At 34.6% G+C, this 14,158-nt stretch carries 11 protein-coding genes; 5 read left to right on the top strand and 6 right to left on the bottom strand.

The window, feature by feature from the left end; all coding sequences use genetic code 11:
* Positions 1-111 precede the first annotated feature (111 nt).
* The 3 genes from ACY0M5_RS14435 to ACY0M5_RS14445 all read right to left on the bottom strand — a co-directional run bounded on the left by ACY0M5_RS14435 (position 112) and on the right by ACY0M5_RS14445 (position 3,472).
* Complete coding sequence (locus ACY0M5_RS14435) at positions 112-1,017, bottom strand: hypothetical protein (RefSeq protein WP_461629621.1); 906 nt, start codon at positions 1,015-1,017, stop codon at positions 112-114.
* A 606-nt stretch (positions 1,018-1,623) separates the two neighbouring features.
* On the bottom strand, positions 1,624-2,775 hold the full coding sequence (locus ACY0M5_RS14440; protein WP_156196631.1) for an iron-containing alcohol dehydrogenase: 1,152 nt from the start codon (positions 2,773-2,775) through the stop codon (positions 1,624-1,626).
* Between the two features lies 1 nt (position 2,776).
* Positions 2,777-3,472: a type 1 glutamine amidotransferase domain-containing protein gene (locus ACY0M5_RS14445; RefSeq protein ID WP_124994472.1), complete on the bottom strand. Its 696-nt coding sequence runs from the start codon at positions 3,470-3,472 to the stop codon at positions 2,777-2,779.
* A 93-nt stretch (positions 3,473-3,565) separates the two neighbouring features.
* Here ACY0M5_RS14445 and ACY0M5_RS14450 point away from each other — a divergent pair, with 93 nt between their 5' ends.
* From ACY0M5_RS14450 to lysA, 5 genes are all read left to right on the top strand, one after another.
* Positions 3,566-4,465: a LysR family transcriptional regulator gene (locus tag ACY0M5_RS14450; RefSeq protein WP_461629622.1), complete on the top strand. Its 900-nt coding sequence runs from the start codon at positions 3,566-3,568 to the stop codon at positions 4,463-4,465.
* 17 nt (positions 4,466-4,482) lie between these two features.
* Positions 4,483-4,839 (top strand): arsenate reductase family protein, encoded by a 357-nt coding sequence (locus ACY0M5_RS14455; protein WP_124994474.1) that lies wholly within the window; start codon positions 4,483-4,485, stop codon positions 4,837-4,839.
* A 133-nt stretch (positions 4,840-4,972) separates the two neighbouring features.
* Entirely contained in the window at positions 4,973-5,317 is a 345-nt protein-coding gene (locus ACY0M5_RS14460; RefSeq protein WP_124994475.1) for a phenylpyruvate tautomerase MIF-related protein, read from the top strand.
* A gap of 332 nt (positions 5,318-5,649) precedes the next feature.
* The gene (locus ACY0M5_RS14465; RefSeq protein ID WP_124994476.1) at positions 5,650-6,960 is read left to right on the top strand and encodes an aspartate kinase; all 1,311 of its coding nucleotides are present in this window, start codon (positions 5,650-5,652) and stop codon (positions 6,958-6,960) included.
* Between the two features lie 25 nt (positions 6,961-6,985).
* Entirely contained in the window at positions 6,986-8,143 is a 1,158-nt protein-coding gene (lysA, locus tag ACY0M5_RS14470) for a diaminopimelate decarboxylase (RefSeq protein WP_461629623.1), read from the top strand.
* A gap of 73 nt (positions 8,144-8,216) precedes the next feature.
* On the opposite strand, the gene ACY0M5_RS14475 is transcribed toward lysA, so the two are convergent.
* From ACY0M5_RS14475 to ACY0M5_RS14485, 3 genes are all read right to left on the bottom strand, one after another.
* The gene (locus tag ACY0M5_RS14475) at positions 8,217-9,275 is read right to left on the bottom strand and encodes a DUF6268 family outer membrane beta-barrel protein (RefSeq protein ID WP_124994478.1); all 1,059 of its coding nucleotides are present in this window, start codon (positions 9,273-9,275) and stop codon (positions 8,217-8,219) included.
* A gap of 45 nt (positions 9,276-9,320) precedes the next feature.
* On the bottom strand, positions 9,321-11,480 hold the full coding sequence (locus ACY0M5_RS14480) for a patatin-like phospholipase family protein (RefSeq protein ID WP_461629624.1): 2,160 nt from the start codon (positions 11,478-11,480) through the stop codon (positions 9,321-9,323).
* A gap of 106 nt (positions 11,481-11,586) precedes the next feature.
* On the bottom strand, positions 11,587-13,974 hold the full coding sequence (locus ACY0M5_RS14485; RefSeq protein ID WP_124994480.1) for a GAF domain-containing protein: 2,388 nt from the start codon (positions 13,972-13,974) through the stop codon (positions 11,587-11,589).
* Positions 13,975-14,158 lie beyond the last annotated feature (184 nt).

The following is a 14,158-nucleotide window of genomic DNA, read 5'->3' on the forward strand; positions in this document are numbered from 1 at the left end:
AAACCGCATATATACTTTAATTATTATCTTTAAACAGAACTACAACCTTCAACAAGTAGCCCGGTTCTGAGTCTTTTCATTTTATAAAACTTCTGAAAAAATCAACAACTTTCAATTCATTAAAATATTATCAATTGTTTTGCTTATTTTTCCATCTACATCACCTTCTTTCACTTGTGATTTTAAACTTAATAATTCTTCTACAATTTGCTTTTTATCTATAACTGATTGTTCTTTCTTTTTAATTTCAGATGTTTTACCATCTTCCTCTTTAGAAGTTTGACCAACCAATAAAGTTTCAACAGTAACTACCATTCTATTCATTATTCGATAGAAAAGAGATGCAGAAAAACCTCCAAGCATTGCAATTAGAGGTACCGTAAAGAAACGAATATCTGAATTTTGTTGTGTCTCCAAAGTTACCAAATCAGGAAATAAAATGGCCAACATTAAACCTGCTATAAGTCCTAAAACAAAACGAATCCAATATGAACTTTCATATTTCGGATCATAATTTCCTTGAATGATGTATTTATTGGCCTGAAATAGATTGCTAAAACATGCTCCAAGCGCTGCTGCTGAAAGAAAAAAAATAATATTAAGCAACAACTCCCATCCATGATCATCTAAAATTCCCTTTAGAACAGAATCAGAATTAACACTTGGTGATAAACCTACAATAATAAAACAAGCCAAAGATAAAATTGTAGTTAACATCAAACGTCTTATTAGCCCCACAGGACCAAAAAGACGAAACAAACTCTTTTTTTGAGCTTCGCGATAAAGCAGACTAATTGCTTTTGGTTGAGCGGGATATACTTTTGCCGATAAATGATTGTGCAATTCCAAAATCTCTTTATTTTCCAGTTTAAGACTCTTGCCATTTTCTAAATTTTGGTTCATTAATTTAGTTACATCTGATGGCATTAATAATCCTTCACCCGCAAGATACTTTACCATTGCTGCACATTCTTCCAAGATAAAATTTTCGATGTTTTCAAAGTTATTTGTTTCCATTATCCCTTTAATTTTAACGGTAGATTATTTTTCTTTCAACATGTCTCAATATTCACAACACACACTTAATCATTTAATTTACAACATTCGCATAAAAAAACCATACAATTGTCAATATTCACATGTTAAAACTTACTCATCTCATTTTTTTCTAGAAACAAAGATATAGCCGCAGAACCATCGAAATAAATTACAAACTTAGAACCTCCAAAGAGAATCTGATGAATGATAAAGATCTAAAACACAGGAGCAAAAGACCTGAAAAACCTAAAGCTGTATTTGGATAAATAAAATAAGGGGTTTAATAGACTTGCAATGAAAGGATTAAATGGTGCAAGCCTTGAATTTGGCTTATGTACAACAGGCTTCTGTTTGACTAGCATTGCCGGAAAGATCAAGATTTCTTCTAAAAATAAAATTTTCGCTCATGATTTAAAGTAATTTTTGACTTGTTTAAATCATTGTAAATTTGAATTAGAAGTAGTCTGCTAAAAAAAATCTTTTTGAACTTATAAACCAAAAAGAGGATGTCCTTAATTTTGGACACCCTCTTACTCATATTTGTAATATTGCTTTAAACCATACAATGTGAATTATATGAAGTTATTATAATCTAGATACAAGAATTTCAGCAACATCCTTTACCTCAACATCAGGAAGCATGCCAACAAAACCTCTTTCTTCGAAACGACTGGCAATAACATCAATACTATCTTGTCCCACATTGTGTTCGCTCAAACGGGTTTTAATTCCAACCTGATTGAAGAATGCCTCTGTTTTATCAATTGCGAGAGCCTTTTTCTCCTCATCAGAACCTTCGGTAATGTTCCAAACCCTTTCGGCATACTGAAGCAATTTTTCACTTCTCTTTTCTTTTAATTGAGTCAGTAATCCCGGCAAAACAATAGCCAAAGTCACGGCATGATCAATACCATGAAAAGCAGTCAGCTCATGACCAATCATATGCGTTGCCCAGTCGCTTTTCACACCCATTCCAATTAAACCATTTAAAGCCATAGTAGCTGCCCACATTAAATTAGCTCTGTTCTCATAATCAGGAGTATCCGAAGCCAAGGCTTTTGGTCCTTCTTCCAACAAAGTGAGAAGTATTCCCTCTGCAAAACGATCCTGAACAGGAGAATTTACCGGATAAGTGAGATATTGCTCCATTACGTGAACATAGGCATCTACAATGCCATTAGTGACTTGTCTCTTCGGCAATGAATAAGTTGTTTCAGGGTCTAAAACTGAAAATTTTGGAAACAGCAATGGATTTCCAAATGCCTTTTTTTCCTTTGTTGCAGCTTTTGTAACAACACCTCCATTATTCATTTCGGAACCTGTTGCAGCCAAAGTTAAAACTGCACCTAACTCAACAGCCTTGGTAATTGGCGCCCGCTTAGCCAAAATATCCCATGCATCGCCTTCAAAGTAGGTTGCAGCCGCAATAAATTTTGTTCCATCCAAAACAGATCCACCACCTACTGCAAGAAGAAAATCGATCTTTTCAGATTTCACTATTTCAACAGCCTTCATTAAAGTCTCGAAATGAGGATTAGGTTCAATCCCACCAAATTCGATAATCTCATAACCTTTTAAGGCATCCACAACCTGATCGTAAACACCATTTTTCTTAATGCTGCCACCACCATAAGTCATTAAAATCTTAGCATCTTTAGAAATGTGCTTGTTTATTTCCGCAATTTTTCCTTTTCCAAAAAGAATGTTTACCGGATTGTAAAAATCAAAATTTTCCATCTTATTTTGTTGTATTAGTTAATCTATTTTTTTCCTTTAATAATTTCACCAGTTCTTTCGCCATTTCTAGGTCAGAAGCAGGGTTTTGTCCTGTGATTAATCTGCCGTCAACCACCACATATTGCTGCCAATTTGCAGCGCAAGAATAATTTGCGCCCTTTTCAACCAAGGCTGTCTCTAATAGAAAAGGCACTTTCTGATCCATTCCTATTGCTTCCTCTTCTTTATTGCTAAAAGCAGTCAGGTTTTTGCCATCAATCAAGAAAGAACCATCGGCTAACTTTACATTGAGTAATCCTGCTCCACCATGACAAACCGCACAGACAACCCCGCCTTTATCGTAGATTTCTCCTGCTATTTTTGCAATTTTTTCACAATTTGGCAAATCAAAAACAACGCCATGTCCTCCCGGAAAATAAATCGCATCATAGTCATTTGAGTCAATTTCCTCAGGAACTTTTGAAGAGTAAAATTTTTCACTTGCCATTTTATCTGCAAAAAAAGATTTCACTTTAGCGGCATCCAAATCACATTGCTTTGCAGGAACAGCTCCACCTTTAGGAGAAACAAAATCAATTTCCACTCCGTTTTTCACCAAATAAAAATACGGAACTGCAACTTCCAACACATAGCAACCAGATTCCCAACCGGAAGCATCTTTAAAATGGCTGGTTACTGCGAATAAAACTCTACTCATGGTTCTTATTTATTATTTAGACAAAGTTAAAGTCTGTTCTTCTATAAAAAAAGTTATTCTTTTTATACATTTATATAAAATAATTTATATCATATGTTGAATCTGGAATGGTACCGAACCTTTAAAGCAATCTATGAACGCGGCACCTTAACCGGCGCTGCAGAAAGTCTGCTGATTACCCAACCTGGTGTTAGTCAGCAACTATCTTCGCTGGAAGCTTATATGGGAGTTAAGCTGTTTGAGCGAAAACCACGAAGAATGCTTCCTACCCCCAATGGAATTCAATTGTATAATCAGATTGAAGAAGCAATTATTCAACTTGAAAAAACCGAAGAGAATTTTAAGAGAAAAACACTATTAAACAGGCCTAAAATAAAGGTTGGAATGTACTTGGAAGTATTCCACTATGCCTTTGCCCCAATTTTAAACCAACTTGAAATGGATGTAGAATTTCTTTTTGGTGAAACAGAAGAATTACAGGATAAATTGTTTCGAAAACAACTTGACTTACTCATCACCACAGATCAAAGTAATTATAAGGATATAAGATACGCTCCATTCTGCAAAGAAGAATTACTTCTTATCAGCAGTAAAAATTTAGATACCATTCCTTTTAATCAATTAGTATATGAAAGAAAGATGGATGAAGCCGAAAAGTGGCTCTCCGAGCAAGATTGGTATTCTTATTCCCACAAAATGGAAACCATAAAATCATTTTGGGCTGATAATTTTAAGAAACATCCTTATTTCAGACCAAGATACGTGATCCCTAATTTGAATGCTATCCTCGATGCCATTCAGCACAACAATGGATTGTGTTTATTGCCTTTTAGTATGTGTAAAGATTTAATTGAGAAAAAAGAAATTAAAGAAGTATGGCAGGGAGTAAAAACGACTTATTCCACAAAATACTTTGCCTTACAAATGCAAAGTAAAAACCTAAAGCAGGCAGAAGAAATAATTCAGATTATTACCAATAACACAAATCAGTAACAATATAAACAAGGACTATGAGAAAAATATACCATCTATCAAGTTGTTCAACTTGTAAGAGAATAATTAAAGAACTAAATCCGGATGCCGGTTTTATACTACAGGATATAAAAACAGAAAAGATAACTGAAGAACAACTAAATCTGATGGCCGGATTATCCGGCAGTTACGAGAGCTTGTTCAGCCGAAGGGCAATTAAATACAAAGAGCTCAATTTAAAAGAGAAAAATCTAAGCGAAGAAGAATACAAAAATTATATATTGAACGAGTACACATTTTTAAAAAGACCAGTTATAATTATTGGAAAGAAAATTTTTGTAGGAAACTCTAAAAAAGTAGTCGAAAGTGCTGAAAAAGAGCTGCAAAAAAAATAGAAAAGCATTTCCCTAATTTTGTAGTTCTCTTATTTAATAATAACTTAAGCGTTCTAACCAAGTATTTTTTCTTGATAAATTAGTGCTCATCAGTTATTATTCATGAAGAATTTTAATCTTAAAACTTTTAGCTATGCCTTATTTAAAAGTTCAGACAAACAAGAGCTTTTCAAGCAAAGAACAACAAATTTTCCTAAAAGAATGCTCAACTTTAATATCGATAGAATTAAGTAAACCTGAGAAATATGTAATGACTGCATTTGCACCAAAAGTTGAAATGACTCTTGGCGGAAGTGAAGAGCCTTCTCTGTTTCTGCAATTAAAAAGTATTGGCTTGCCGGATACAAAAACAAAAGATCTATCCAATAAGTTTGCTTGTTTGGCTGCCGAAAAGTTAGAGATAGCAAAAGACCGGGTTTATATTGAATTTATGGATGTTCCCAGAGGTTTCTGGGGCTGGAATGGGATCTTATTTTAGTGTAATTATTTCTTTATTAGTTAATATTTTAACAAATTGAATAATTTCAATTGGATTAATAAATAATTTTACACAACTTTACCCCGTCAAATAAAAAAAAGAAATAAATGATGGCAATTGCATTAAAATACAAGAAGCATTATAAACGCAATAAACGTTTTTGACGTTATGTGATGTGAATTGATGTGAAGCTATCGGATAAGAGATATAAGCCTGCAGAAATTCTGCAGGCTTTTTTTGAGGAAAATAAAAGAACCACAAGCTGAAAGTATTGTTTTTAGCTTAAATATCATCCATTTCCGAAAGAAATGGCAAAACTAAAATATTAATCAATGAAAGTTTTAAAATTTGGTGGTACCTCGGTAGGATCGCCCGAAAGAATTAAAAATCTTGCACAACTGGTTCAAAGTGATGAATCCAGAATCATAGTTCTGTCAGCCATGGCCGGAACAACAAATTCTCTTGTTGAGATAGCTGATCTTCTGTATAAACGGGAGATGGAACAAGCTGATGAGAAAATCACAGAGCTGGAAGCAAAATACAGAGTGCGAATTGAGGAACTATTCACAAGCAAAAATGGAAAAGACAAAGGAAATGAGCTAATCACATCTCATTTTAATTACATCCGCAATTTTGTTTACCGCAGTTTTACAGCTCTGCAGGAAAAAGCAATTCTTGCACAAGGTGAATTAATTTCGACTGCATTTTTTCATTACTATTTGACTGAAATTGGTGTTGAATCGATATTTCTTCCTGCACTTAATTTCATGCGGATTGATAAGGACGGAGAACCTGATTCATACTATATCAAAGAAAATCTGGAACGTGAACTCGCTCAATATCCTAACCATAAACTTTTTATTACTCAGGGCTTTATCTGTAGAAATACATATGGAGAAATTGACAACTTAAAGCGTGGAGGAAGCGATTATTCTGCCTCTTTAATTGGTGCTGCCCTACAATCGGACGAGGTTCAGATATGGACCGATATAGATGGTTTTCACAATAACGATCCCCGCTTTGTTGAAAATACCAGAGCTCTTAAACAATTGTCTTTTGACGAAGCTGCCGAGCTTGCTTATTTTGGTGCTAAAATTATGCACCCTTCAAGCATCATGCCATGCAAGCAATTTAGTATTCCTGTTCGTTTAAAAAACACACTGAGTCCATCGGACGAAGGAACTCTAATTACCGACGATTTAGTTGGAAAAGGAATTAAGGCAGTTGCTGCAAAAGATGGGATTACGGCAGTAAAAATTAAATCGGGAAGGATGCTGTTAGCTTATGGCTTTTTGCGTAAAGTGTTCGAGATATTCGAGATATACAAGACTCCAATTGATATGATTACAACCTCGGAGGTAGCCATTTCGCTCACAATAGATGATGATACTCATCTCTCTGAAATAGAATCGGAATTATTGAAGTTTGGTATTGTAGAGATAGATCAGGATCAATCGATAATTTGTATTGTTGGTGATTTTATATCCGAATCAGCAGGCAGTGCTAAAAAGGTACTGGAAGCACTTGAATCTATTCCATTGCGAATGATTTCCTACGGAGGCAGTAAACACAATATTTCCGTTTTGGTAGATCAGAAGAATAAAGTTGCAGCCCTTCAGGCATTAAGTAGTCATTTATTTTAGTTGTTGTTTCCACAATTTTTTTATCATGTTTAACAGCTCAAGAATCAACGAATTCTCAAACATACCTACTCCATTCTACTATTACGATATGGAGATTCTTCAAAACACTTTGGAGATTGTTAAAAGAGAGTCATCCAAATATGGATATCATATTCATTATGCAGTAAAAGCAAATGCCAATCCGAAAATTATGACCAAAATTCAGTCGTATGGATTTGGTGCCGATTGCGTAAGTGGAAATGAAATAAAGAGATCTTTGGAATCAGGATATCCACCGAATAAAATTGTATATGCCGGTGTTGGAAAATCCGATCAGGAAATTCAAACCGCACTTGATTCAGACATTTTCTGTTTCAACTGCGAATCGATTCCCGAAATGGAATTGATTAATGAAATGGCAGAAAAAGCCAATAAGATTGCAAAAATTGCAATTCGTATCAACCCAAATGTTAATGCAAATACGCATCATTACATCACAACAGGGGTTGAAGAGAATAAATTTGGTATCAGCCGATGGGAATTTGACAGTGTCCTGGAAGGTCTTGCATCCTATAAAAACATAGAGTTAATTGGCCTGCACTTTCACATTGGATCTCAAATTACCGATTTGAGTGTGTTCAAAGGCTTATGTCTTCGCATCAATGAAATTAAGCAGTGGTTTTCCGACCGGCAAATTTTTGTTGATCATATTAATGTTGGCGGTGGTTTTGGAGTGGACTACAAGCATCCTGATCAAAATCCGATCCCTGATTTTGTGACCTTTTTCGGCATTTTCGATGAGTTTCTAGATCTGGAACCAAATCAGGAACTTCATTTCGAACTGGGAAGATCAATGGTAGCACAATGCGGCAGCTTAATTTCCAAAGTTTTATACGTTAAAAATGGTGTGAAAACCAAATTTGCAATTTTAGATGCCGGCATGACTGAATTGCTGCGCCCGGCTCTTTATCAGGCTTATCACAAAATCGAAAACTTAAGTTCGAATGGTGAAACTGAAAATTATGATGTGGTTGGACCTATTTGTGAATCATCCGATTGCTTTGGTAAATTAGTCAGCTTGCCGGCTACAAAAAGAAACGATTTAATTGCAATTCGCACCGCCGGTGCTTATGGAGAAGCAATGGCATCCAGATATAATTTAAGAGATATCGCACCATCGATATTTTCGAATGAACTAAACTAAACGATAAGGGCGGTATTTTTACTAATTTTAGACCAGGCAGAAAGAATGCCGCCCTTTAGTTTTCTATATTCCCTTATTTTAAACCAAGACGTTTCAGAAGTGTTTTTGAGGGCACGATAAATACCGAGAAATTGTAAAAAACTCCTCCTCCAACGGATGAATCTATGATACTGTTCTTATTGGTCAATTTGCTTCCAGACAGACTAAATCCATGATTACTGTTGGTAACATCAAAATTAATATTGGTTCGGTAACCACATTCAAAAGAAGTCCACAACCAGTCTGCAATTCCCTTTTCTATTTCCAGTGAAAAGTTCAAATCAGCTCTTCTTAATTCCAATGTCTTAAAATCATTCAATTCGGGATCGTTAAAATGAATGCTGTAACTACCCCCCTGCAATCTTGCTTTTGCATTGATAAAACAAAGTTTTGATGGTTGATACCGCAATTTAATCCTGGCAGGAAGTAAAGCTTCAACACCCCATTTATCAGCAAAAGAATGATTGTAAACAAAAACAGGAAACAGCAATGGGTCGCCAAAAGTATAGGAATAAGCCAAACCAACACCCCATGATTTTTTAGAATTCACTTTCCACCCAATTATAGGCGACATCTCCATTTTCAGAAAAGTATATTTACTCACATCACCAATGTGTTCTTTCCAGTAATCACCTTTTAACCTGGCATTGAAACGAAACATGAAAAACATATTCCTTTTTAACTGAGCAGTAAGATAGAGACTGCCTCCAACACTCTTTAGGTTTTTATCATTCAGACTTTTATACAAAGAGTAATTATTGACTGGAATATCATCAAAATGGAATTCTTCATCACTATACTCTATACTACCTGCAATTTTCAATTTCTGATTAAGAAATATCGGAAAGTGTAACTTTGCCGTAAAAACACGATTGTAATCAATTTCAGATTTCCCGTTTCCATATACATCTGAAGACGATCGGATGTTATAATTTGTATTTGTTTGATAAGACATTTCCAGACCACGAACCGGACCCGTTCCTATTATTCCAGGATTCCAGCTGCACTTTAAAGTATCACCCATATTCTGACCGAACACTTCAATTGAAGTACTGCAAAAAAGAACCGCTAAAAACAAAATACTTTTATTCATAAAATCAGGTTTACCAGTCAGGAATAAATTAGAGCCAAGAATCGATTAAAACCAAAAGCCTAAATTCACATAGTTTGAAATACCATTTTTCTTATCAGAATACATCAACGAAAATTCTATCGGGCCAATTAAACTATTGTACGAATATGTTAATCCTATTCCTCTAATCCATTCACCCTTTGTTAATACATTATTAACATCTTCAACCAATTTACCGGCATTGGTTTTCAGAATTAAATAATTATTCCGAAATAATTCATACTGAAAATCGGCCCGGAAAACAAAAGAATTTACTGAAGCCAACTCCATACGTTCCAAACCGACAAAAGGCATTTGAATATCAAAATAATCTGTTTGATCGATTCCTCCGGTATAAGACATATAAAAATTAGGTATATTTTTACCCCATACAACCCTTCCATAAAATTTTGGATAAACCGTAAATGCAGAACTTACACTAATTGCCTTTTGAAATTTAAGATAAGCTACCGACGCTGGTCGGTTCATACCATCAAGTTTAAATCCGTTATTTGTTACTAATTTATATTCTCCATAAAGACTCATTCCCGTCTTTGGATAATAAGCCTTATCATGGGAGTCCAGATTTAAAAACGCGTAATAGGTAAAGTAATAATCTTCATCCCGGGTATCCACTAAATCAAAAGTCCTGAATTCTGAATTAATATTGTAGTATTCCAACTTGCCACCTAATCCAACAGAATATGATTCCCGAAATATAGAATGTGTATTTACATCCAATTTCAGATAGTTAAAGTCATAACTTGCAAGTTTTTTACCATCCTCAAAAGCATCTACCTGAGAATCATTAAATTCAGCTTCCACATTCAAGCCCGGCTTCAAACCATTATCAACAGTATAAGTCGTTTTAAATCTCGGATTTTCTGCTAGTTTTAAATCAAACGATAAACGGGATCCACTTTTTAGTTTATTCCGAAATGTTGTATTTAGTAATACGGCAGCATTATTATCGCTATCGTAATGAAGTCCAACATTAAATCTCTTGGTGGTTCGCTCCTTCACATTTACAATAAGAGTCTTTTCTTTCTCTCCTTTCATTTGAAAATCTACACGATCGAAGTACCGGCTGCCATACACACGATTAATCCCATCCTGTAATTTGTATAAACTAACATTACTGTTCATCTCCAAATTCAGCTTACCATACAACAACGAATAACTCACTTCATTTAACCCATTAACCTCCATATCCTTAATAAAATAAGTGGATGAATCACATGGAGGCACATATGTTTTCATTTTTTTCTTTTCCAGATTATATTTCTTCTTTAAATCGAGTAAAGTTGGAATAAATGTTTGTGCAATTGCTTCTCCTCTATGAATTAATGAATCCGCATCCTGAAAACTCCCAACCGTGTATTCATCTATTTTAGGTTTAATATAGATATCGCAGTATTTCAGATTGTCTTTAAAATTATTCAATGCCATTAATGAAACCGTCTGATTCATTATATCCAAAATAGACTTTAATTCTTTTTTGGACTTAACACCAGACTGTACATCTACTCCAATAATAATATCGGCGCCCATATTAATTAATTCCTTTACCGGAAAATTATTAATCATTCCCCCATCAGCTAATAATTTGCCATCTATCTCTACCGGAGAGAAAAAGGTTGGAATAGCCATACTGGCGCGCATAGCCAGAGGCAGATAACCCTTATCCAAAACTACAGCCTTCCCTGTTTCCAAATCAGTAGCAATACATAAAAAAGGAATGGGTAATTTATTAAAATCCGTCTGATCATGGTATTCTATCGTTAACCGTTCAAATAAATTGATCACGTTTTGCCCCCCAACAATACCACTAGGCAATTGAATTCCTTTCGGTTTAATCGGAAATGAAAGGATATATCTTTCAAAATCCTTTTTCTCATAAATAGGTACAAATTTTCGCGACACATTATCTGAGAGGAGATTTTCCCAATTCTGACTCAAGATCATTTTCTCAATATCAACAGCGGAATATCCAATTGCATAAAAACCACCTATAAGGCCTCCCATACTAGTGCCCGCGATATAGTCTATTGGTATACCTAATTCGTCAATAACCTTAAGAACACCAACATGAGCAAATCCTTTTGCACCACCACCGCTTAAAACAAGTCCTATTTTTGGACGAGCCATATTGGGCAAACTATCTGTTGCCAATTGAGCAAAATTCAAGAAACTTATTGTGGATAAAACCAGACTAAGACATAAAGATTTAAATTGCATAAATTTATTCTACTTGTATTCTATTTTAATTTTTTAAGATTATTGGCAACAAAAACTATTCATTCAGCTTCAATTCCTTAGCAACAGTAAGCACTTCATTTGGTTCTTCACCATTCTTAATTTGAACTCTTAGCGCTCTTAATCCATACACTCCTTGTAAATCTTCCAACTCCAAATGTTCAATATTGTTCTCGAAGTAGCCCTTAGCAGCCAAATACTCCAAATACCTCTGATACTCTGCCATTTCAGATTCCTGACTAAATATTACGGCTAATTTTTCAGGCTGAGTAAGGCGCTCACTGGTTCCTTTTATTACAGCCTTATCAATCCTTTTTTTAACAATCTCATAACGAATATTGTAAGCCCCATCTACATCAAATTTTTTCTCATCTTGTCTGAACCTTATTGCCAAAGGTTGGCTATGTACTAAAATTAAACCTGTGGTTTCCAGTTCAATTGGCAATGAACTTTTTAAAGCACCTGTTTTCCGGGCTAATTCAGCACTTACAATTAACTGCCACAAGCGAAGATTCTTTAAATAGATTCGATCAAATGTTTTTTGTGCTGAAATACTTTGTCCGATATAAATATTATGCTCTACGCCATCTGTACGATATTTCTCAAAATAATGAGGGAACATCTTCTGCGCTTTTTCTTGCTCTTTTTCAAGATAAGAGATAACGCAATCATTAATCATCGCCAAACTATCCTCAAAATCTTTTCTTTGCTTGTAAACTATATTTAAGTCTGGATCAATATTTTTATTGTATTCTGCAATCGCAGCAGTTAAAGCAGATCCATTCTCTTTAAAATGCGGAAAAAGGGATTCTACATCATGACGAATAAAACTAAGAACGTTCATTTCATCACCCGAAGAAAGTCCTTTTTCAATCCCATCAATAAAATAGTCGATTTTGTATATTAACTGATCGTAAACAGGCATTTTACAATCCAAAAATGCTTCTTTCAAAACTTCACGTGCCAATTGCAATTGTTCCACCAAATCATCCTGAATTGTCCGGTTTCGAATCACCGAGGAATGACGGACATCAATGGCTCCGTACAATGGATATACTTCCCGAAAAACGATTTCTTCCATTTGCACCAGATCATCCAAATCTCTTTTGGCTAACAAATTACTGGCCGCCTGCTGAAACCGCCACTCTACACTTGGATGTATTGCTGTACATTCTTCTTTAATCGTAGCCTCTATTCTATTTTTTAATTCCTCACTCGTCCGATGAACGGCGATAGAAAATACCGGAATGATATCTTTTATCACACGCAGTTTCGTGAAATTGATATCAAAAGCCTTTGTTGATCCCAATTCCATCATGCCCACCAACTCTCCCTCGTAATAAAGAGGAATAATACAAATATTTTTAATGCCCTGATTTAGCAATTCTTGTTCTACAGGCTTTAAATCAGCCTTTTGAGAAAGGTCATTAATTAAAACAGGATAACCGGATAGACCTGCCTCTTCATATATTGTTCTCCGGTATGCATCGCACGAGTATTTATTAGAATCAATGAATCCATGCCAAAAATTAGAAGGATTTTCAATACAACCTTGAGAAATCCCCAAAGCAAGTACTCCTAAATTTAAATTTGACAGAGTTAATAATGAGCGGATATTCTGTTCGAGAGCTTCAAAGTTAGCCCTGTTAATTATTGAAGATTTTTCCAGCAATTGAGATTTTAATGATGAGATTACTTCGATCTGAGTAACATCTACATATTTGAATGACATAAATCCACAAAAAGTAAAATTATCCAAAGGAATCGTCTTCATCCAAAAATCCATATTCATTGGATCGTTAATCATTTCTCTAATATCCTCCTCCGAGGCTTCCGGCGGCTTCCCGTTAGAAGTCACTTCTATACATGACTCATCATACTCCAATTTATAATACTTCACCAAACCATTCAACTTATCTGTCATACGATACAAAAACAGATAATCCATATCCAATTGAAAATTATAGTATTTGGGAAGAATCATTAGATATGCATATATTAACTTCGTAAAAGTCTGGTAACAATTATCCTGATTCTTCTGCTCTACATGTTCAATTTCAATATTCTGATCATTATAAATTTTTAAATAATTTGGAGTGAAATAAAAATTATGATCGTCGAACGGACTTGCTGCAACAGCGATATCTTTTTTGTATTGAGATGGTGTGAAAAAATACGACATTATTGTATGAATCTCATCCTCATACTTACTAACATCTTCAATATTAAAATCGGTTTTTGCTAAATCGGGATTCCTGTTAACTACATCCAAAATAATGTTTGCAAGTGAATCATTTCCGGCTCCATTTCTTTGTTCACTCTTTAATTTATTAATTAAAGGAAGAAAACTCAATGATTTCTTGAATGGAATATGATCTATATTTAATTTCAACTGATCCAACTTCATGTATTTGTTTTTAGCCATGTACTGTTAAGAACTACTAAAGTAGTTGTTTTTAAATCTACATAAAAATTAAAGCGTGCCAGATAGCTGACAATTAAAGGAATTTTAACAAAGTTACCCGATTTACCATACGAAAGTGCGGGAAGACATTCCCAAAGGATGATCGACCCGCACACAATTCAAGTAAAATTTCTTGAAATTCTAT

Origin of the sequence: Labilibaculum euxinicum (assembly GCF_963678175.1) — a bacterium.
GTDB classification, from domain to species: Bacteria; Bacteroidota; Bacteroidia; order Bacteroidales; family Marinifilaceae; genus Labilibaculum; species Labilibaculum euxinus.

Bases quoted from the DNA above. Each gene is read 5' to 3' on its own strand.
- ACY0M5_RS14435 (WP_461629621.1), bottom strand. From the start codon at position 1,017: ATGGAAACAAATAACTTTGAAAACATCGAAAATTTTATCTTGGAAGAA.
- ACY0M5_RS14440 (WP_156196631.1), bottom strand. From the start codon at position 2,775: ATGGAAAATTTTGATTTTTACAATCCGGTAAACATTCTTTTTGGAAAA.
- ACY0M5_RS14445 (WP_124994472.1), bottom strand. From the start codon at position 3,472: ATGAGTAGAGTTTTATTCGCAGTAACCAGCCATTTTAAAGATGCTTCC.
- ACY0M5_RS14450 (WP_461629622.1), top strand. From the start codon at position 3,566: ATGTTGAATCTGGAATGGTACCGAACCTTTAAAGCAATCTATGAACGC.
- ACY0M5_RS14455 (WP_124994474.1), top strand. From the start codon at position 4,483: ATGAGAAAAATATACCATCTATCAAGTTGTTCAACTTGTAAGAGAATA.
- ACY0M5_RS14460 (WP_124994475.1), top strand. From the start codon at position 4,973: ATGCCTTATTTAAAAGTTCAGACAAACAAGAGCTTTTCAAGCAAAGAA.
- ACY0M5_RS14465 (WP_124994476.1), top strand. From the start codon at position 5,650: ATGAAAGTTTTAAAATTTGGTGGTACCTCGGTAGGATCGCCCGAAAGA.
- lysA (WP_461629623.1), top strand. From the start codon at position 6,986: ATGTTTAACAGCTCAAGAATCAACGAATTCTCAAACATACCTACTCCA.
- ACY0M5_RS14475 (WP_124994478.1), bottom strand. From the start codon at position 9,275: ATGAATAAAAGTATTTTGTTTTTAGCGGTTCTTTTTTGCAGTACTTCA.
- ACY0M5_RS14485 (WP_124994480.1), bottom strand. From the start codon at position 13,974: ATGGCTAAAAACAAATACATGAAGTTGGATCAGTTGAAATTAAATATA.